Annotated in this window: 23 protein-coding genes; 16 read left to right on the top strand and 7 right to left on the bottom strand. The window is 70.8% G+C overall.

Annotated features, from left to right (window positions below; translation table 11 throughout):
* The first annotated feature begins 37 nt into the window (after nucleotides 1-37).
* The 10 genes from ACILRH_RS18745 (at nucleotide 38) to ACILRH_RS18700 (ending at nucleotide 5417) form a co-directional block, all read left to right on the top strand.
* On the top strand, nucleotides 38-337 hold the full coding sequence (locus tag ACILRH_RS18745) for a hypothetical protein (protein WP_395695581.1): 300 nt from the start codon (nucleotides 38-40) through the stop codon (nucleotides 335-337).
* Nucleotides 338-472: 135 nt separating this feature from the next.
* Nucleotides 473-709 carry a hypothetical protein gene (locus tag ACILRH_RS18740; RefSeq protein WP_395695580.1) on the top strand — a complete coding sequence of 79 codons (237 nt, stop codon included), beginning with the start codon at nucleotides 473-475 and terminating at the stop codon, nucleotides 707-709.
* An 82-nt stretch (nucleotides 710-791) separates the two neighbouring features.
* The gene (locus ACILRH_RS18735) at nucleotides 792-1250 is read left to right on the top strand and encodes a GNAT family N-acetyltransferase (protein ID WP_395695579.1); all 459 of its coding nucleotides are present in this window, start codon (nucleotides 792-794) and stop codon (nucleotides 1248-1250) included.
* A 234-nt stretch (nucleotides 1251-1484) separates the two neighbouring features.
* The gene (locus ACILRH_RS18730) at nucleotides 1485-1649 is read left to right on the top strand and encodes a hypothetical protein (protein ID WP_395695578.1); all 165 of its coding nucleotides are present in this window, start codon (nucleotides 1485-1487) and stop codon (nucleotides 1647-1649) included.
* 98 nt (nucleotides 1650-1747) lie between these two features.
* Nucleotides 1748-3061 carry a DUF222 domain-containing protein gene (locus ACILRH_RS18725; RefSeq protein WP_395695577.1) on the top strand — a complete coding sequence of 438 codons (1314 nt, stop codon included), beginning with the start codon at nucleotides 1748-1750 and terminating at the stop codon, nucleotides 3059-3061.
* A gap of 33 nt (nucleotides 3062-3094) precedes the next feature.
* Complete coding sequence (locus tag ACILRH_RS18720) at nucleotides 3095-3490, top strand: DUF3054 domain-containing protein (protein ID WP_395695576.1); 396 nt, start codon at nucleotides 3095-3097, stop codon at nucleotides 3488-3490.
* 52 nt (nucleotides 3491-3542) lie between these two features.
* Nucleotides 3543-3677: a hypothetical protein gene (locus tag ACILRH_RS18715; RefSeq protein WP_395695575.1), complete on the top strand. Its 135-nt coding sequence runs from the start codon at nucleotides 3543-3545 to the stop codon at nucleotides 3675-3677.
* Nucleotides 3678-3796: 119 nt separating this feature from the next.
* Nucleotides 3797-4444 (top strand): Type 1 glutamine amidotransferase-like domain-containing protein, encoded by a 648-nt coding sequence (locus tag ACILRH_RS18710; RefSeq protein WP_395695574.1) that lies wholly within the window; start codon nucleotides 3797-3799, stop codon nucleotides 4442-4444.
* A gap of 32 nt (nucleotides 4445-4476) precedes the next feature.
* Nucleotides 4477-4992 (top strand): DUF6924 domain-containing protein, encoded by a 516-nt coding sequence (locus ACILRH_RS18705; protein ID WP_395695573.1) that lies wholly within the window; start codon nucleotides 4477-4479, stop codon nucleotides 4990-4992.
* Between the two features lie 206 nt (nucleotides 4993-5198).
* Complete coding sequence (locus ACILRH_RS18700) at nucleotides 5199-5417, top strand: hypothetical protein (protein ID WP_395695572.1); 219 nt, start codon at nucleotides 5199-5201, stop codon at nucleotides 5415-5417.
* 102 nt (nucleotides 5418-5519) lie between these two features.
* Here the strand turns inward: ACILRH_RS18700 and ACILRH_RS18695 are convergent, their stop codons facing one another.
* Both ACILRH_RS18695 and ACILRH_RS18690 read right to left on the bottom strand, forming a co-directional pair.
* Complete coding sequence (locus ACILRH_RS18695; protein WP_395695571.1) at nucleotides 5520-6302, bottom strand: hypothetical protein; 783 nt, start codon at nucleotides 6300-6302, stop codon at nucleotides 5520-5522.
* A 249-nt stretch (nucleotides 6303-6551) separates the two neighbouring features.
* Nucleotides 6552-7241: a DUF6416 domain-containing protein gene (locus ACILRH_RS18690; protein WP_395695570.1), complete on the bottom strand. Its 690-nt coding sequence runs from the start codon at nucleotides 7239-7241 to the stop codon at nucleotides 6552-6554.
* Between the two features lie 240 nt (nucleotides 7242-7481).
* Between ACILRH_RS18690 and ACILRH_RS18685 the strand changes: the two genes are divergently transcribed.
* Together ACILRH_RS18685 and ACILRH_RS18680 are read left to right on the top strand one after the other, a co-directional pair.
* Nucleotides 7482-8246: a hypothetical protein gene (locus tag ACILRH_RS18685; RefSeq protein WP_395695569.1), complete on the top strand. Its 765-nt coding sequence runs from the start codon at nucleotides 7482-7484 to the stop codon at nucleotides 8244-8246.
* 36 nt (nucleotides 8247-8282) lie between these two features.
* Nucleotides 8283-9074, top strand: coding sequence for an inositol monophosphatase family protein (locus ACILRH_RS18680; protein ID WP_395695568.1), 792 nt, complete (start codon nucleotides 8283-8285; stop codon nucleotides 9072-9074).
* A 284-nt stretch (nucleotides 9075-9358) separates the two neighbouring features.
* Here ACILRH_RS18680 and ACILRH_RS18675 read toward each other — a convergent pair whose 3' ends face one another.
* The 3 genes from ACILRH_RS18675 to ACILRH_RS18665 all read right to left on the bottom strand — a co-directional run bounded on the left by ACILRH_RS18675 (nucleotide 9359) and on the right by ACILRH_RS18665 (nucleotide 11355).
* Nucleotides 9359-9745, bottom strand: coding sequence for a hypothetical protein (locus ACILRH_RS18675; RefSeq protein WP_395695567.1), 387 nt, complete (start codon nucleotides 9743-9745; stop codon nucleotides 9359-9361).
* Entirely contained in the window at nucleotides 9742-10422 is a 681-nt protein-coding gene (locus tag ACILRH_RS18670; RefSeq protein ID WP_395695566.1) for a hypothetical protein, read from the bottom strand. The genes ACILRH_RS18675 and ACILRH_RS18670 overlap by 4 nt, the downstream gene beginning before the upstream one ends.
* Nucleotides 10423-10512: 90 nt before the next feature.
* Entirely contained in the window at nucleotides 10513-11355 is an 843-nt protein-coding gene (locus ACILRH_RS18665; RefSeq protein ID WP_395695565.1) for an SDR family NAD(P)-dependent oxidoreductase, read from the bottom strand.
* 108 nt (nucleotides 11356-11463) lie between these two features.
* Between ACILRH_RS18665 and ACILRH_RS18660 the strand changes: the two genes are divergently transcribed.
* On the top strand, nucleotides 11464-13161 hold the full coding sequence (locus tag ACILRH_RS18660; RefSeq protein ID WP_395695564.1) for a SulP family inorganic anion transporter: 1698 nt from the start codon (nucleotides 11464-11466) through the stop codon (nucleotides 13159-13161).
* Nucleotides 13162-13163: 2 nt separating this feature from the next.
* Here the strand turns inward: ACILRH_RS18660 and ACILRH_RS18655 are convergent, their stop codons facing one another.
* Nucleotides 13164-13787, bottom strand: coding sequence for a TetR family transcriptional regulator (locus ACILRH_RS18655; protein ID WP_395695563.1), 624 nt, complete (start codon nucleotides 13785-13787; stop codon nucleotides 13164-13166).
* Nucleotides 13788-13984: 197 nt separating this feature from the next.
* On the opposite strand from ACILRH_RS18655, the gene ACILRH_RS18650 reads away from it, so the two are divergent.
* From ACILRH_RS18650 to ACILRH_RS18640, 3 genes are read left to right on the top strand one after another with little or no spacing between them, the layout of a single operon-like run.
* On the top strand, nucleotides 13985-15241 hold the full coding sequence (locus ACILRH_RS18650) for a glycosyltransferase family 4 protein (protein ID WP_395695562.1): 1257 nt from the start codon (nucleotides 13985-13987) through the stop codon (nucleotides 15239-15241).
* Entirely contained in the window at nucleotides 15228-15980 is a 753-nt protein-coding gene (locus ACILRH_RS18645; protein ID WP_395695561.1) for a class I SAM-dependent methyltransferase, read from the top strand. The genes ACILRH_RS18650 and ACILRH_RS18645 overlap by 14 nt, the downstream gene beginning before the upstream one ends.
* On the top strand, nucleotides 15977-17122 hold the full coding sequence (locus ACILRH_RS18640; RefSeq protein WP_395695560.1) for a prenyltransferase: 1146 nt from the start codon (nucleotides 15977-15979) through the stop codon (nucleotides 17120-17122). Before ACILRH_RS18645 ends, ACILRH_RS18640 begins: the two co-directional genes overlap by 4 nt.
* On the opposite strand, the gene ACILRH_RS18635 is transcribed toward ACILRH_RS18640, so the two are convergent.
* Nucleotides 17081-17746, bottom strand: a complete 666-nt coding sequence (locus ACILRH_RS18635; RefSeq protein ID WP_395695593.1) for a class I SAM-dependent methyltransferase — start codon at nucleotides 17744-17746, stop codon at nucleotides 17081-17083. The genes ACILRH_RS18640 and ACILRH_RS18635 overlap by 42 nt on opposite strands.
* Nucleotides 17747-17803: the final 57 nt, after the last annotated feature.

Genomic DNA, 17803 nt, shown 5'->3' with positions numbered 1-17803 from the left:
GCGTGCGCGCCGGCGGCGGGAACGGCACCATCGGACCATGACCCGTGCTGGACGTCTCAGCCACTGGCCCACGGTGGTCTTCTGTGGACTCGTCTGGGCGATCCTCGCTGTCGCGTCGCTGGTCATGCCGTGGTTCGTGGTCTTCGCGGTGATGCTCTGGGTCGCCGTGCCGGTCGTGATGCTGGTGGGGGCCGGCCTGGCCGCTCTCGCTCCAGGATGGCGAGCAGACGCCGCTGCAGTCGCGCGTGGTGTCGGGATCTTCGCCGCGCTGGCCCTCCTCCCGTCCGTGCTCGTGGTGTGGGGTGCGGTGGCGCAGATGAACGACAACTACTTCTAGCCCGGGACATCTTCGTACGATCGGACACCCGTCGTTCTCGGAGAGGCACTCATGACCGAGCCCCGCCCCGTCTTCATTCCAGCGCCGTCCAGCAACCCGCCTCGGCCGCCTCGGCCCTCGAGGTTCCCCGCCCTCATGTGGGGCGCGGTCACGATCTACGCCTGGATCGCGTTCTTCATCTACCTCGATCACGCGGTGACTCCAGCCGACCATGCGGCGGTGCGGCTGCTCGGCATCGCGTGCGGTGCCGCCACCTTGGTGGCGTTCGTCTACCTGGTCCGCTGGTCGGAGGAGAGCGATCGCGACAAAGCGCGCGACGGTCAGGCGGTCGCCCAAGCCGACGGCGGAGTCGAAGCCGGCGCCGAGGAGTGAGTGACAGATGTCCGCGCTGTGCGCGAGGCGAATCGCCCGGAGGTCGGGCGACGACCGATCACCTGGTTGCTTGAATCACAGCGTGGAGCACGTCAGGCGGGCCGTCGTCGCGGACGCGGCTGCGATCGCAGCGGTGCACCGCGAGTCGAGGGCGGCGTACTACGGGGACGCGCCGGACGCGAGCGACGGTCGAGAGGCCATGTGGGAGCACCTCCTGGGCCTGCCGGACGTCGTGGCTCATGTCGTCGAGGACGATCACGTCGTCGTGGCTTTCCTGTCCGCCCGCCGCCGACGGAGTCCCGAGGCCGCTCTGGAGATGTTGGCCCTCTACGTGCTGCCGGACCGCTTCGGGCGGGGGCTCGGCACCCGGTTGCACCGGGTCTTCGTGTCGGAGCTCAGGGCCGACGAGGTGGGGGTTCTCGAGGTCTGGGAGGGCAACCACCGGGCCATCCAGTTCTACCGTCGGCACGGATGGACGGCGACGACCACATCGCGGCCGGGTCCGTACGACAAGCCGTTCATCACGTACCGGCTCGCCTGACAGGGTTGCCGGCCGAGCGCGCTGAGCACAGTCGTCTGGGGGCATACAGGTCTGCCGCGGAGCGGTCACCCGCTCAGGCGGGTCGTGTGCTTGACACCGACCTAGGGGTAGGTCTCAGGTACACGACTCGACACCCGTGCACGCCTAGTGGTGGCGCACTCACCTAGCCGCTGACCAGAAGGCAGTCGGTATCGATCTCCGGCTGCGCATCTCGATTGGGTGGAAGATGTCCACGTGCTGCGCCTTCTGGGTCTGCTGATCGTCCTCGCCTACACGTGCGCTGGAGCACTCCTGCTCGTGGACGACGACGGCACGGGACGCACCATCGGGATCTTCCTCGTCCTGACCGGATGCACGTGGCTCGTGCTCCACGTCCTGCGCCGACGACACGTGATCTGAGCACACGCTTCCGGATCTGCCGCGACTTCTGCACAGGTTGATGTGCACCGCCCCGCCGGTAGCGAGGCACTGTCGGTGCCCTCTGTTTCACTGTCTCCATGGTCGATCGGGCGGCGCTGGAGGAGATGACCGAGGACGAGGTCCTCGGCTTCGCCGGCGACTGCGTCGACACCGCGCGGCGGGCCGAGGCCGACCTGCTGCGCGCGGCTTTCCAGTGGGCGGTCCTGCACTCCTCGGACCGGCTGGACCCCGCTGAGCGGGACCTGCCGGGCCGGGAGCGGTCGAAGCTGCTCGGCGGGCCCGGGGTGCCGGAGGTGACCGAGTTCGCCGCGGCCGAGCTGGGCGCGCGGATCGGCCGCTCGACCTTCTCCGCGGCCATGCTGATCGCCGACGCGCAGGACCTGGTGCACCGGCACCCGCAGCTCTGGGCGCGCGTCGAGGCGGGCGAGGTGAAGGCGTCGTACGCATGCTATGTCGTCGGCAAGACGCGCGAGCTCGAGCCGGACGAGGCGGCGTACGTCGACGCCCGGGTCGCGGAGTCCGCGGACGGGCGGATCCCCTGGTCGCGCTTCGAGGGGCTCGTCGAGGGCGCGGTCGCCCAGGCGGCGCCCGAGCGGGCCCGCGAGAAGGAGGAGCGGGCCCAGAAGGCGGTCTTCGCCAAGCGGCTGCGCGGCGAGGCGCACGGGATGGCGTCGTTCCTGGTGCGCGCCGACGTGGCCACGATCGAGGCGATCGAGTCCGGCTTCGCCCGGCAGGCCGATGCCCTGAAGGAGTCGCGGCCCGACGACCCCGACCTCGCCACCGACGACCTGCGGCGGGTCCGGGCGGTCCTGCTGGCCGCGACCGGGCTCGACGCGGACGGTGACCTCGCCGACGTGATCCACGTGGAGTTCGTCGTGCACACCTACGCTGGGCCCGACGCCGAGGGCGTCATGCGGCTCGAGGGCCACGGACCGGTCACCGAGGAGTGGGTCCGGTCGCTGCTGGGCCCGCGGGCGAGATTCACGATCCAGCCGGTGATGGACCTCGCCGGGCAGGCCCCGGTCGACGGCTACGAGGTCCCCGACCGACATCGCCGGGCCGTGCATCTGATGACGCCGGCCGACATCTTCCCCTTCGCCTCCTCGACCTCACGGTCGATGCAGGTCGACCACACCGTCCCCTACGACGAGGGTGGCGTCACCGGCATCGGCAACTACGGTCCGATGACGATCCCGCACCATCGGATCAAGACCCACGGCGGATGGCAGGTCCAGCAACCGTTCCCCGGCATCTACGTCTGGCGCGACCCGCACGGCGCGTTCTACGTCGTCGACCACACCGGCACCCGCCGGGTCCCGAGCGCGCCCGCACGTCGGGCGCCGATGGTGGAGCTGTGGCGGGCGCCGTTCCCGATCGAGTACGCCGCCTGATCAGCCGCGGCCCGCGCCTGCGATCCTGGGCGCGTGGCACTGACCGAACGGCGGACGACCTCGCGATGGCTCGCTCCGCTGCTCGCGGACCTGATCTGCGTCCTCGCCCTCGCGGCCGGCGGCAAGAGCTCGCACGAGCCGGGGGAGTCCGAGTGGGTGGTCCTCGTCATCGTGTGGCCGTTCGCCGTGGCCGCCGGCATGGCTCACGCCTGGTTGGCCTTCCGGGACCGCCCGGCCACCCGGGTGTGGCCGGAGGGTGCGACGGTCCTGGCCGTGACGTACGTCCTGGGCATGCTGATGCGCGCCCTCTCGGGCCGCGGCCTGGCGCCGGGGTTCCTCGTCGTCGCCGCGGTGTTCCTGGCCGTCACGATGCTGGGCTGGCGGGGGGTCGTGCACCTGGTGTCGCGTCGTCGCGGCCGCCGCACGTGAAGCGAGAGCTTCGCGCCCCTCGCGCGACCGCACGGTCGATATCGTCACCAGCGTGATCGTGATCTGGGAGAGCAACTTCTTGGTGCCCTCCGCGTCGTACGTGGTCCTGATCGGGGTGTTCCTCATCCCGATGGTGATGCTGGTCGCCGTGGGCAGCTTCCTCCTCCTCCGGTCACGACGGCGCTGATCGCGGCCCTTCGGGTTGGCCGCGTCGCCTGCGTTCCGGACCGATGAGTGTCGCCGCGGGGCGAGGTCGGTACCTCCGACCCGTCGACGACGCCCGACCCTGGAGGACCCTTGAGGCTGTTGCTCACGTCCGGAGGCATCACGAACCAGAGCATCAGTGCTGCGCTGGTCGACCTCCTGGGCAAACCGGTCGCCGAGGCGTCCGCACTCTGCATCCCCACTGCGCTGTGGGGCTACCGGTCCGGGCCGATCCCGATGCCCTCCTTCGTCAGCGGGCGGGCATGGGGCGGGATGACGTCGTTGGAGTGGAAGTCGATGGGCGTCGTCGAGCTGACGGCCCTGCCCACGATCGGTGCCGACGCATGGGTGCCCTGGGTGCAGGAGGCCGACGTGCTGCTGGTCGCCGGCGGTGAGGCGACCTACCTGTGCCACTGGATGCGGGAGTCGGGCCTCGCCGACCTCCTGCCCTCCCTGAGCGACACCGTCTGGGTCGGGGTCAGCGCCGGGAGCCTGGTGATGACCCCGCGCATCGGCGACGACTTCGTGGAGTGGCCGGCGGCGCCGGACGACCGCACGCTCGGGCTCGTGGACTTCGCGATCTTCCCGCACCTGGACGTCTTCCCGGAGAACACCCTGGCCGAGGCGGAACGCTGGGCGGCCGACATCGGCCTGCCGGCGTACGCCCTCGACGACCAGTCCGCCATCACGGTCGCCGACGGCGCGGTCGAGGTCGTCTCCGAAGGCAGCTGGAAGCTGCTGTCGTCGTAACCCCGGAGGCGCCTGACTGGCAGACTCCCGCCATGGATGTAGAGCGCCTGGCTGAGGTGATGGCCGATGAAGGCACGCCGCTGATCAGGACCGACTTCGCTGATGATCACGCGTGGCAGAGAGTCATCGAGGCAGTCTCCAAGCCTGTGGACTTCGATGACCCGGACAATCTTGAGCCCGGAGACGACGCGTACGCGCTCTACGTGGTCGCGATCGATGATCGGACCTTCGAGGGCGTGACCGGCTCCTCGCTCGGCGAGGCTGTCACCGTGACGGACGGCACGGCGGGCTACGTCCTGCTGGCCGACGCTCGCTCGATGGAGGAACTGCGCGCCGGCAGCGAGCTCACCGTCGACTACGTCGACCTGTCGGTCTCGAGCCCCGAGGATGCCGAGCTCTTCGACTCGTTCCTCGGACGCACCTTCCGGTGTGCGGTCTCAGAGATCGCTTCGATAGAGGCCAACCTCTCGATCGCGAACATGGACTTCGGCGAGTTCGCCGACAACACCGATCCCGACGGGGTCTTCCGAGGGTTCCACGACGCCTAGAGTCTGGTACGTCGTTCGGCGCTCGAGCCGATCGTCCGGGTGAGGACGTCGACCTCTTCGTGCCGCGCGCCTCGCCGACGAACTCGGATGCTCGACAGGGGGCACTGGCCGTGAGACGGTCAGAGCGCGAACTGGTGTGCCGGGAAGTCTGGTCGGCCCGTCTGTCTTCCTGACCGACGGTCACTTCAACAGAAGTTGGGGCACCCATGAACTGGTTCACCTGGAGCCTGGTCGTCCTCGCCGGCATCACTCTGCTCGTGATCGCGGTTCACGAGGTCCGGACGTGGCGCAAGCCCGGCAAGCTCATCGGCCAGAACGCCGCCATGGACAGCGACGGGGTCAACTCGGCCCGACTGCAGCACAACATCTCGACCACTCGGCCAGGCGGGAACAACTTGGGCAGCGGGGGAGTCAGCGGACCCTGACGCCGGGCACGGGTGGTCTGTGACGGTCGGTCAACCTCGGGACCGCGGCTGGGGCAGGGGCCGCAAGACGCGTAGGGCGAACGCGGCCGAGCGGACTGACTCCTAGGACGCCTTGGTGATGCGGCGGCCCAACTCGTCGGGAGCGGGCACGTAGTCGTCCACGCCGATAGACCACTCGCTGCCGTCGTGAGCACGATGCGGGCCGTCGTGGAAGTCACGCAGCCTGCAGTTCTTGACGGCAACCGCGCCGTCGATCTGCACGCGGAGGTAGTCCTCGCAGAACGGAGAGCGGTACGAGCGCTCGTGCGGCGGCGTGCGGAAGCCCTTGCCTGCCGCGACGATCTGAGCGCAGAGGCTGCACTGGTTCTCGAGCTCTGGCTCGTCGGCGGGCACGAACTCGTCTCCGAGGACCGCACGGACCCTCACCCAGCCGCACGCGGCAGGCGGGCCGGTCTCACTCCCCCCGTCGTAGAAGTGCACCGCACCGGGCACAACCTCCCCGTTCCACGGGTCACCGTCGTTGGTTCCCGCTGCGTCAATCGCGTGGATGCGGACGGGATAGTCCAGAAGCCGCTTCACCACGCGGCCCGACGCGTCTCGTCCAGCCGTGACCTTGGAGTGGGCAACCCGCATGACGTGCGGCTTGGGCTGACGAGCCGCACGGGCAGCGGTCGGCGCTATGTCGGTCTCGCTTGTGAACCCGGGCTGGGCGGCAGGTCGCTTGGCGCGGATCTTGTCGCCCCACTCCGCCTCGAAGCGGTGGATCGTGGCCGCCGACAGCGGGGTGTCTGGCCTGGCGTGGCTGAACCCGATCTTGTCCAGCGCGAGCGCCATGAATGCATCAGTGACGCCGTAACGCTCGGCTACCTCGTGGACCGTCTTCATTCGGTGCCCCCTCGAACGTTTGTTCTCGCCTGAAACGGTACGCGAGACCACCGACAGTCGGGGGCCGACATTCACAGGGTCAGGCGAGGTCGCGGCGAGCCAGTTCGAGGTGGGAGTACTCGGCGCGTTCGCCGGTCCTCGGCATCATCGGTGGCTTGATCAAGCTATTCGGATAGCACGAAACGAGACCACCCGCCGTCGCAATGACGGCGGGTGGTTGTGTTGGGGGCGGCCGGGCCGCCGAGGGCGTCACGCGCCCTCGACCTGCGCCCGAACCTCCTTGAACATCTCGGCCCGCTCAGCGGGCATCCAGTAGTAGCTCTGGAGGGTGTCGGCGTCCTCCCGCCAGTCGTTCGGCAGGCGGCGTCCGACCTTGTAGCCGTAGCGGCCCGGCCAGGCCAGGACCCCCGCGACGCCGTGAGCCCCGTTCGCCAGCCCGATGGCCTCGGCGATCTCGTCCCCGGTGTACTCCTTGTCGGGGTTGTCGATCAGGAGGCTGAACATCTTGCGGGCGTTCGGCGAGTACTTCTTCCACAGCGTGACCGCGATGTCGAAGTCGTCGTCGCCGTGACCCCACTTCGGCAGGTCCTCGTAGTTGATCGTCGGGGCCTTGGAGGGGCTCTCGGGGGCTCCAGAGATCCCCTGAGAGATGTCGAGCGAGCCGGCGAGCCAGAGGCCGAAGAACTGGTAGAACTCGGCGGTGCGGTCGTCCGGGACCGGGACGGTGATGTCGGTCAGGATGTTCTCCTTAGTTAGGTTCCGGAGACTCTTTGCTTCGGCAACGTGAACGTTACTCTGCCTCTGAAATAAGTCAAGAGCCTCTAGAGATAACCCAGGGAGCGCTAGATCGCCAACCCGGCCAAGCGTGTAGCGCGACTTGTAGAACCCGCCAGAGCAGGTGCCTCCGGCCAGCAGAGTCCGTTTCGACCAGACCTCCACACAGCGGTGGATGGCGGTTACCCAGCCCGAGGCGGAACCGTCCCCCTGAGATCGGACACGGGGTAATCGCCACAGACGGCGACGCCAGGGCTCCGAGCAGCCCCACCGTCAGCAGTCTGTGAGCCACCGTCCCGAGGTCGGTATAGGTCCATACGGGGACGTACGCCTCTAGCGACCCGGAGGGCGAGCGCGGGAGGCTTGAGCTCTCGGCGAGCCGATCTCCGGAAGAGGGGCATGGCGATGAGTGGCGCTCGTTCGATCCTGGTCCTGACCGCTTCCACGATCCTGTTCCTGGGCGCCTGCGCCGGGAACGGGTCGGAGTCCGCGACGCCCTCGTCGAGCGACGCGACCACGTCCTCCCAGCAGGCGGTGCCGACAGCGGAGCAGCTGGCCACCGACCTCGTGACGGTGGACGACTTCGACGGCGAGTGGACCGTGAACGTCCCACCGGATGCTGCGTCCGCGACTCCTGGTGTGCTGTCCGAGGCGCAGCAGGAGCTGCTGCCCAGGATCGAGCTCTGCGACCGGGCGAGCGAGGAGTCGCGTGCTGCCGCCGAAGCGCTTCGGTGGCAGGCGTTCCGGCAGCTCGACCAGTCCGAGGACGACCCCATCGACATGGCCGCGGGTGACCGGGTCGGTCACATGATCTTCGTCCAGGAGTTCCTCCTGTCCGGCGACCCTGGCGAGATCGAGAAGACCTTCGACGCACTGAGCGACGGCATGCGCGCCTGCCAGGGCAAGATCCCGGCCGGCGAGGAGGGTCCCGGCATGACGGAGCCGATGACGATCCCGGACGTCGGCGACGACCGGTACGGCGACCTGACGACCATCGAGGAGGCCGGCGGCGGGGCGTACTGGCTCCTGCACAACTCCGTGGTGCGCCAGGGCCCGGTCCTGATGGACCTGCAGGTCGTCGACATCGTGATGGGTGAGGGCGTCGAGCCCGCGTTCACGACCGAGGACATCGGCACCTTCCTCACGACCGCCGTCGACAAGCTCTCCTAGCGTCGCCAGTGCATCCCCACGTGGTTCGATACGGCCGTGACGACGCCGCCGAGCCAGGCTGACCTCGAGGTGGCAATAGCGGCCGCGCGTGCCGGTGCGGAGGTGCTCCGTGGGATGTACGGCACCGCTCTGGACCGGCAGGCCAAGACGGCCACCGACTTCGCCACCGCCGCGGACCTCGCGGCCGAGCGGGTGATCCTGGACGTCATCGGGTCGGCGCGGCCCGACGACGGGTTCGTCGGCGAGGAGCTGGGACGCGTCACCGGCGCGGGCTCGGCGAGGGTGTGGCTCGTGGACCCACTCTGCGGGACGATTAACTTCGCGGCCATGACCACGCACTTCTCGGTCAACGTCGCCCTCACCGTCGGCGGCCGGACCACTGTCGCGGCCGTCAGCCACCCGCCGAGCGGGGAGGTCTACTGGGCCGACCACGACGAGTTCGGGATCCTGGGGCGAGACGAGGTCACCCCGCCTCCCGAGACCGCGCTGGTCGACATCAACGCCGACGGCCCCCTCGACGAGCCGTTCGTGGGCGCGCAGCTGGCCGCCGACCCCGAGCTCCGCCGCCGCTTCAGCCCCCGGGTCGAGTCGACGACCCTGGCCCTCGCGTGGGTCAGCAGCGGGCAGCGCCTCGGCTACGTCACCGACGGACGACACCGCGGCAGCGTCCACTTCACCGCGCCCATCGCCCTGTGCGAGGCGGCCGGGTGCCCGATCACCGACTTCGATGGCAACCCCGTCCACACCGGGCCCGGCATCGTCGCGGCGCGTGACCCGGACACCCACGCACACCTGCTCGAGCTGGTCGCGCGGCACCGCACCGCGTGAGTTCGTGTCCGGCTATCCCGTCCCGCGAGACGTCGTTGTGTGGTGTGCGTAGTGCTTGACGCCCATCGACCGCAGGTCGCGACGGGTCACGTGGACGATCACGCCCACGGTCTCGCCCGTCGTGCAGTCGATGAACGCCCCCGGCGGTAGTGGGATGTCGTCGGGATGACGGTCGCACGCGGGCTTTCGTGGCTCGGCTGAGCCGGAGGCGGGAGGCCCGGTGCTGCCCACCACGGCGAGACAGACCGTCGCGGCCACCACGGCAGTCGTGGTCCATCGCTTGCTCATGGGACCTCCTCGACGGCTCGACCTGAGGCTCGGTGCGCGGACCTGACCCTACCAACCAGCGCCACCGCGAGCCCGGCCACCAGCGCCAGGACCAGGAAGACCACCACCGCGTCCAGGAGGAACGCCCCGGGCGAGATGGACGTGACGTGCTCCCACGGGGAGGACAGGCCCGACTGCGTGGGCAGCGGCGGATCTGCGGCGGACTGGTCCTGGTGCACCCAGGGCAGGGGCAGGCCGAGGTTCACACTGGTCTGCTGCTGCCGGTCGGCAACAACGTCCGTGTCCACGAGCGGCGACCCGACGACGAGCAGGAGCGCCACCACCAACACCCCGAGGGCGGCCAGGAGCAGCGTCCGGCCTCGGGCCGCGCGCCCGGTGGTCATGTCTCAGCCGTCCCGGACCAGGAAGCCAGGTCGGCGACCAGCAGCTCGTAGCCGCCCACGCCCACCGAGGTCGCCTCGGCGAGGTCCGCCACAGACTGCAACGCCCGCTCGCCGAGCTCGCTGCTCGCCGCGGCAGCGGCGGCGTCCGCCCAGAACGACGCGCCGGTGACCGTCGGACGGTCACGATCGAGGAGCAGGACCCCGCCGACGCAGCCCGGAGCCCCGGTCACCTGCTGGTCCAGGAGGTCTCCGAGCCGCGTGGTCGTCGCCGGGTGGGCGACGCCGGATCCCTCGAGCCGTCCCATCCGCACGACGACCCGGCGGCCCTCCTGGGGCCCGGCCAGGATCGGTGGCAGCCGGTCGAACCGCGTCAGCAGCACGTCGAACGTGCACCGGGCCGTCACCTGCGCGCTGGTCAGCGCCACCAGCGCCGCCACGACCCGCACCCCGTCCCCGGCCGCGTCGTCAGCAGCCTCGAGCCCGTCCCACAGCACCAGGCTGCGCAGGATCCGGCGGTCGCGGTCGAGCAGCATGAGCCCGCCGAGGTAGCCCTCGTGGTCGGCGACGCGCGGCGCCACGTCCTCGCGGACGGCTCGCGCGACCGCGGGGTCATCGAGGTCCCCACCTCGGATCTCCCACCCACGCGCGACGACGCCGCGCTCGTCCCTGCTCCCCATTGTCGACCGACCTCGTGATCAGCCCCCACCACGAGGAAGGGTACGCCGGACGCGCCGGTCGGTGTCCCGATCCGCGCCGATCCGATGCGCTCAGCCGACGCCGACCAGCTCGGCGGACCGCTCCCAGAGCCCGTCGATGACCGCCTGGTCGTGCGCCTGCTTGTTCTCCGGCCCGTCGATCTTGAACCGGCTGAAGTAGCGCCCGTTGAGCTCCGGGTCGGGGCCGCGCTCGGCGAGCGCGATGAGGGGAGCGGCGCCGTCGGGGACGCTGATCGTGAAGAACCGCTTCAGCGGGGAGCGGTAGGCCAGGCCGACCAGCCACGAGTCGCGGCCGAAGGAGCTGCCGACCGGGCCCGGGTGGACGGCGACCGAGAGGATGCCGTCGTCGGCCCAGCGCTGCGCGATGCCGCGGGTGAAGCAGATGTTCATCAGCTTGCCGGTGCCGTAGGCGAGGAACTCGATCGCCCGGCGGCGCTCGTAGTCGAGGTCGTCGAGCACGACCTTGCCCATCAGGTTGCCGATGCTGGACGTGTTGACGACCAGCGACGCCCCCGCGGCAGCGAGCTGTGGCCGCAGCAGGTTGGTCAGCAGGAACGGCGCCAGGTGGTTGACCTGGAAGTTCGGCTCGTGCCCGTCCGCGGTGCGCTGCGAGGTCGCGAACGTGCCGCCGGCGTTGTTCATCAGCAGGTCCAGGCGGGGCACCCGCTCCCGGACCTGGTCGGCGAGCCGGCGTACGTCGTCGAGCCGGGAGAAGTCCGCGACCAGCGGCTCGGTCCCGACCGCCTCGGCCACCGGACGCAGCTTGTCGGCCGACCGGCCGGTCACGTGGACGCTCGCGCCCCGCTCGGCCAGCACCTTCGCGGCCTCGGCCCCGATCCCGTCGCTGGCCCCGGTCACCAGGACCGTCCGGCCCGCCATCGTCTGGTCGCCCATGCTGCGAGCCTAGGTCGGCCGACCGGCGCCCCGGGTGAGACGTCGGCCACGCCGGTTCACCCGGCTCGGACGAGGTACGCCGGCTGCGCAGCCGAGACGCTGGGGCCCGTGACGTCCCCCCGGTCCGCGACGGCCTCGGTGCGCCGCGCGCTGCGGTCCCTCGCCCCGGAGAAGGGCACGCTCAAGGCCGACCTGGTCGCCGGCGTCCCCGGGGCGATCAGCAGCGTCCCGGACGGGATGGCGTCCGGCGTGCTGGCCGGGGTCAACCCGGTGCACGGTCTCTACGCGAGCATCTTCGGGCCGGTCGGCGGCGGCCTCACCGCCAGCACCCGGCTGATGGTCATCACGACCACGAGCGCCTCGGCGCTCGCCGCGGGCTCGGCGCTGGCGTCCGTGCCGGCGCAGGAGCGGCCGCAGTCGCTCTTCCTGCTGACCGTCCTCGCCGGCGCCGTCATGGTGGCCGCCGGGCTGCTCCGGTTCGGCCGTTACACGCGCTTCGTCCCGCACTCGGTGATGATCGGGTTCCTGACCGGGGTCGCGGCCAACATCGTGCTCGGCCAGCTCGGCGACCTCACCGGCGCCGACGTGAGCGGCCCGTTCGCGCTGGCCAAGGCGTGGGACCTCGTCACGCACCCCGGCCTCATCGAGCCCGCGTCGCTGGCCGCGGGGCTGCTGGCCCTGGCGATCCTCTTCGGGCTGGCCCGGACCCGCCTGTCGGCGTGGTCCTCGCTGATCGCCCTGGTCGTCCCGACCCTCCTGGCCCTGGCGCTGCGCGCCACGTCCATCGAGACCGTCGACGACGTCGGCCCGATCCCGACCGGGCTGCCGACGCCGTACCTCCCGCGCCTCTCGGATCTCTCCCTCGACCTGGTGACCGGTGCGCTGGCGGTGGCGGCGCTGGTGCTGATCCAGGGCGCCGGGGTCAGCGAGTCCGCCCCCAACCCGGACGGCCGGCGGTCCGACGCCAACCGCGACTTCCTCGCCCAGGGCGTCGGCAACGTGCTCTCCGGGCTCTTCCGCGGCCAGCCGGTCGGCGGCTCGGTCGGCCAGACCGCGATCAGCGTCTCCGCCGGCGCCCGGGGCCGGTGGGCAGCCGTCGCGGCCGGCGTCTGGCTCGCGCTCATCCTGGTCGCGTTCTCCGGCATCGTCGGGCAGGTCCTGATGCCGACCCTGGCCGCGGTCCTCATCGCCGCCGCCATCGGGTCGCTGCGCACCGGCGCCTTCCGCGCGATCCTGCGCACCGGGCGGGTGTCGCAGGTCGCGTGCATCACCACCCTCGTGGCCACCCTGCTGCTGCCCGTGGCCGCCGCAGTCGGTCTCGGCGTCGCTCTCTCCCTGATGATGCAGCTCAACCAGGAGGCCCTCGACCTGCGCCTCGTCGTGCTGGTCCCCGACGAGGCCGGACGCTTCGAGGAGCACGAGGCTCCCGCCGAGCTGACGCCGCGGACGGTCACGATGATCGACGTCTACGGCAGCCTCTACTACGCCGGCGCGCGCACCCTCCAGGCGCGGCTGCCCGACCCGTCCGACGCGGACCGCGCCGCCGTCGTGCTGCGGCTACGCGGGCGGGCGATGCTGGGCGCGACGGCCTACGTCGTCCTCTCCGACTACGCCCGCCGGCTCGACGAGGTCGGCGGGCGGCTCTACCTCAGCGGCGTCGCGCCCGAGGTCCTCGAGCAGCTGCACCGCAACGCGACGGTCGAGCAGGCCGGCGACGTGCGGGTCTTCCCCGCCACGAGCAGGCTGGGGGAGTCCAGCCTCGACGCCTACCGGGCGGCGCAGGAGTGGCTCGCGCGCGAGCGGTGACCTCAGTCGCGCAGCAGCAGGCGGACCGCGACCTCGATCTGCTGGCCGGTCTCGGCGGCGGAGTTGCGGCCGGTGACCCACCCGACGAGGGCGGAGAGCCACACGTCGCCGATGACGCGGGCGATCTGGACGTCCTCCTCGGTGACCTCGTGGCCGCCGGGGTACATCGCGCGGGTCAGCATCGAGGTCAGCAGCATGCCGACCTGGTGGATCTCGGCGCTGACCGAGGCGTCGGCGAACATGAACGCGCGGGTGAGGGCCTCGGTGAGCTGGGCGTCGCTCTGCATCCCGCGGGTGGTCCGCTTGAGCACGTTGATGACGCGGTCGGCGGTCGTGTCGCCCTCGACCGGCTTGTCGCGCAGGGCGATCTCGGTGCGCTCGAACTCGCGGTTCAGCGCCGAGACGAGCAGGTGGATCTTGGAGGGGAAGTAGCGGTAGAGCGTCCCGAGCGCGACGTCGGCGCGCTCGGCGACGGCTCGCATCTGCACGGCGTCGAAGCCGCCCTGGGACGCCAGGGCGATCGTCGCGTCGAGGATGCGCTTGCGCCGGTCGCGCTGGGCGGCGGAGCCGAGGTCGTCGGCCGCCAGCGAGCTGGCCTGCTCCGGGCTGGCCTTGGCGGTGCTCACACGGACCCCTTCATGAGGTGGACTCGGACGGCCGGTCGCCGTCGTACGGACGAAGCTCCGGACGCCTCAGTCTAGGGAACCCCTCGTCGTCCGGTGGGGAAGGCGCACTAGGCTAGCAACGCGTGACCTAGAATAGGAACACGTTCCAGTTCGGCCGCACACCCGTCGGCCAGGTCGTGCGAAGAGAAGAGGTGAGGATGCGGGTCGCTCTGCTGTCCTACCGGAGCAAGCCTCACTGTGGGGGGCAGGGGATCTACATCCGGCACCTGAGCCGGGAGCTGACGAACCTGGGCCACAGCGTCGAGGTGTTCTCCGGGCAGCCCTACCCCGAGCTCGACCCGGGCGTGCAGCTCACCAAGCTGCCCAGCCTGGACCTCTACCGCGAGCCGGACCCCTTCCGGGTCCCCAAGCTCAAGGAGTTCCGCGACCGCATCGACGTCGAGGAGTTCGCGACCATGTGCGTCGCGGGCTTCCCCGAGCCCAAGACCTTCAGCCTGCGCGCGGTCCGGGCGCTGGCCGAGCGGGTCGACGACTTCGACATCGTCCACGACAACCAGGTGCTCGGCTACGGCATGCTCGAGATCGAGAAGCTGGGCCTGCCGCTGATCACCACGCTGCACCACCCGATCAGCTACGACCGTCGCATCGACATCGCCGCGACCAAGAACCCGTGGCGCAAGTTCACGCTCAGCCGGTGGTACGGCTTCGTGCGGATGCAGGCCAAGGTCGCCCGCCAGATGCGCCTGATCATGACCCCGTCGGAGACCTCCAAGCGCGACATCGCGCGCGACTTCGGCGTGGACCCCGCGAAGATGCAGGTCATCCTGCTCGGCGTCGACGACGCGTTCGTCCCGCCGACCACGCCGCGGGTCCCGGGCCGGATCATGGCGATGGCGAGCGCCGACGCCCCGATGAAGGGCATCGCCACCCTGCTCGAGGCGTTCGCCAAGCTGCGCACCGAGCGCGACGTCGAGCTCTTCCTGGTCACCAAGCCCAAGCCGGGCGGCCGCACCGAGCGGCTGATCGAGAAGCTGGCGATCGAGGAGCACGTCCACTTCGTCCACGGCATCAGCGACGCCGAGCTGGTCGAGCTGATGGGCAGCGCCGAGCTGGCCTGCGTCCCATCCCTCTACGAGGGCTTCTCGCTGCCGACCGCCGAGCTGATGGCCTGCGCGACCCCGCTGATCGCCTCCGACGCGGGGGCGATCCCCGAGGTCGTCGGCCCCGACGGGCTGTGCGCCGACCTGGTGACGCCCGGTGACGTCGGTGAGCTGGAGGCGGCGATCGCGGCGCTGCTCGACGATCCCGAGCGCCGCGCGCGGTACGGCGCCGCCGGCCGCGCCCGCGTGGAGGAGCTGTTCAGCTGGCGTGCCGTGGCGCAGAAGGTCGCGGCGGCGTACGAGGTCGTCATCGACGACTACGAGAGCGAGAGGGGCCTGCGTGCTCACCGTTGACTTCGACCGGCTCGGCCTGCGCCCGGGGGAGCGCGTCCTCGACATGGGTGCGGGCGGCGGACGGCACGCGTTCGAGATGTACCGCCGCGGTGCCGACGTGGTCGCGTTCGACATGGACGCGGACGAGCTCGCCGGTGTCCTGGAGATCTTCGGGGCGATGAAGGAGCAGGGCGAGGTGCCCGAGGGCGCCAACGCCGACATCAAGCAGGGCGACGCCCTCGAGCTCCCGTTCGCCGACGGCGAGTTCGACCGGATCGTGGCGGCCGAGGTGCTCGAGCACATCCACGCCGACGTCGACGCGATCCGCGAGCTGGTCCGGGTGCTGCGTCCCGGCGGGACGATGGCGATCTCGGTGCCGCGCTGGCTGCCGGAGGTCATCAACTGGCGGCTCTCCGACGACTACCACAACGCCCCGGGCGGCCACGTCCGGATCTACACCGACCACGAGCTGATCGACAAGGTCACCAAGGCCGGGCGCCCCAACGACGGCCGGCCGGGCGACGCGATGATCTTCGAGGGCAAGAGCCACGCCCACGGGCTGCACGCGCCCTACTGGTGGATCAAGAGCGCGGTGGGCGTCAGCAACGACGAGCACTTCCTGGCGCGGACCTACCACAAGCTCCTGGTCTGGGAGATCATGAAGCAGCCCAGGGTGCTCCAGCTCGCCTCCCGGGTCATCGACCCGGTCATCGGCAAGAGCATGGTCCTCTACTTCCGCAAGCCGGACGCCGACGCATGAGCCCCGCGCTCGCGAGGATCCCGTACGTCGACGGGATCCTCACCGCCGAGCAGGTGCGCGAGACGGCCGCGTCGATCGCGGCGATGCAGGAGCCGTGGGGCGCGATCCCGTGGACGACGGGGGAGCACGTCGACATCTGGAACCACGTCGAGGGCGCGATGGCGATGCTCGTCGGCGGCGAGGTGGAGGCGGCGGAGCGCGCCTACGCGTGGGTCCCGACGATGCAGCACGACGACGGATCGTTCCCGATGAAGATCGTGGGCGGGGTCGCCGAGGACGACCGCGGCGACGTCAACATGACCGCCTACCTCGCGGTCGGGGTGTGGCACCACTGGCTGGTGCGCCGCGACATCGACTTCGTGCGGGAGTTCTGGCCGACCGTGCGCGCCGCCCTCGACTGGGTGGTCGCGCAGCAGGTCTCGTGGGGCGGGATCAACTACACCCCCACCAAGGACTTCTGCCTGCTCACGGGCAACTCCAGCATCTACCACTCGCTGCGCGCGGGCGTCGCGCTCGCCGAGCTGCTCGACGACCCGCAGCCGGGCTGGGAGCTGGCCGGCGGCCGGCTCGGGCACGCGGTGCGGGAGCACCGCGACCTGTTCGAGGACAAGTCGACCTACTCGATGGACTGGTACTACCCGGTCCTCGGCGGGGCGGTGCGCGGCCAGGCGGCCCGCGACCTGCTCGACACCCGCTGGGACGACTTCGTGGTGCCCGGCCTCGGCATCCACTGCGTCGACACCAACCCGTGGGTGACCGGCGCGGAGACCTGCGAGCTCGCGATGGCGCTCGACCTGCTCGGCGACCACCGGGGTGCCCTGCGGCTGATCGCGGACATGCAGCACCTGCGCGAGGACGACGGCCGCTACTGGACCGGCTGGGTCTACGGCGACCCCACACAGACCGACGAGCCGCGCAACGTCTTCTGGCCCGTGGAGCACACGACGTACACCGCCGCGGCCGTCATCCTGGCCGTGGACGCCCTCGGCGAGGTCGCCGGGCACAGCACCGCCGGGTCGGGGATCTACCGGGGCACCTCGCTGGCGCCCCACTTCAGCGAGCTCGGCCTGGAGTGCGGGTGCCCGTCGGCCGACCACGCGTCAACCGACGGGGTCCCCAGCGGCTCCGGCCGTCCGTCGTAGCACCCGCATCGACCCCAGCGCCTCCACCTCGGTGAAGGCGCCGCCCTCGAGCGCGCGCAGGAAGACGTGGTACGGCGGCTGCCCGCCGTCGGCGGGGTCGGGGAACACGTCGTGGATGACCAGCAGCCCGCCGGGCATCACCCACGGCGCCCAACCGCTGTAGTCGTTCTGGGCGTGCTCCTCGGCGTGCCCGCCGTCGATGAACAGCAGCGACAGCGGGGTGCGCCAGTGCGCGCTGACCGTCGTGCTCCGCCCGACGACGGCGACGACCTGGTCCTCGAGGCCGGCGCGCTCGATGGTCCGGCGGAAGACCGGCAGGGTGTCCATCAGCCCGGACTCGGCGTCGACGAGCGACGCGTCGTGGTGCTCCCAGCCGGCCTGGTTCTCCTCCGACCCGCGGTGGTGGTCCACGGTGAAGACCGTCCCGCCGAGCTCGCGAGCCGCCGCGCCGAGGTAGATCGCGGACTTGCCGCAGTAGGTGCCGACCTCCAGGAGCGGCCCGTGCGGCAGGCGCTCGCGGGCGGACCGGTGGAGGAGCATCCCCTCGTCCTCGGGCATGAAGCCCTTGGCGTCGAGGGCGTGGCGCAGCCAGTCGGGGGTCGGCCGGTCGGGGTCGGCTGCCATGTCGGTCACCCGCGTGACTCTAGTAGGGTTGGAACACGTTCTAGTTCCTGGGTTTCG

Source organism: Nocardioides sp. (assembly GCF_044226765.1).
Classification (GTDB): domain Bacteria; phylum Actinomycetota; class Actinomycetes; order Propionibacteriales; family Nocardioidaceae; genus Nocardioides.
This window is presented reverse-complemented; position numbering and strand designations above follow the sequence as displayed.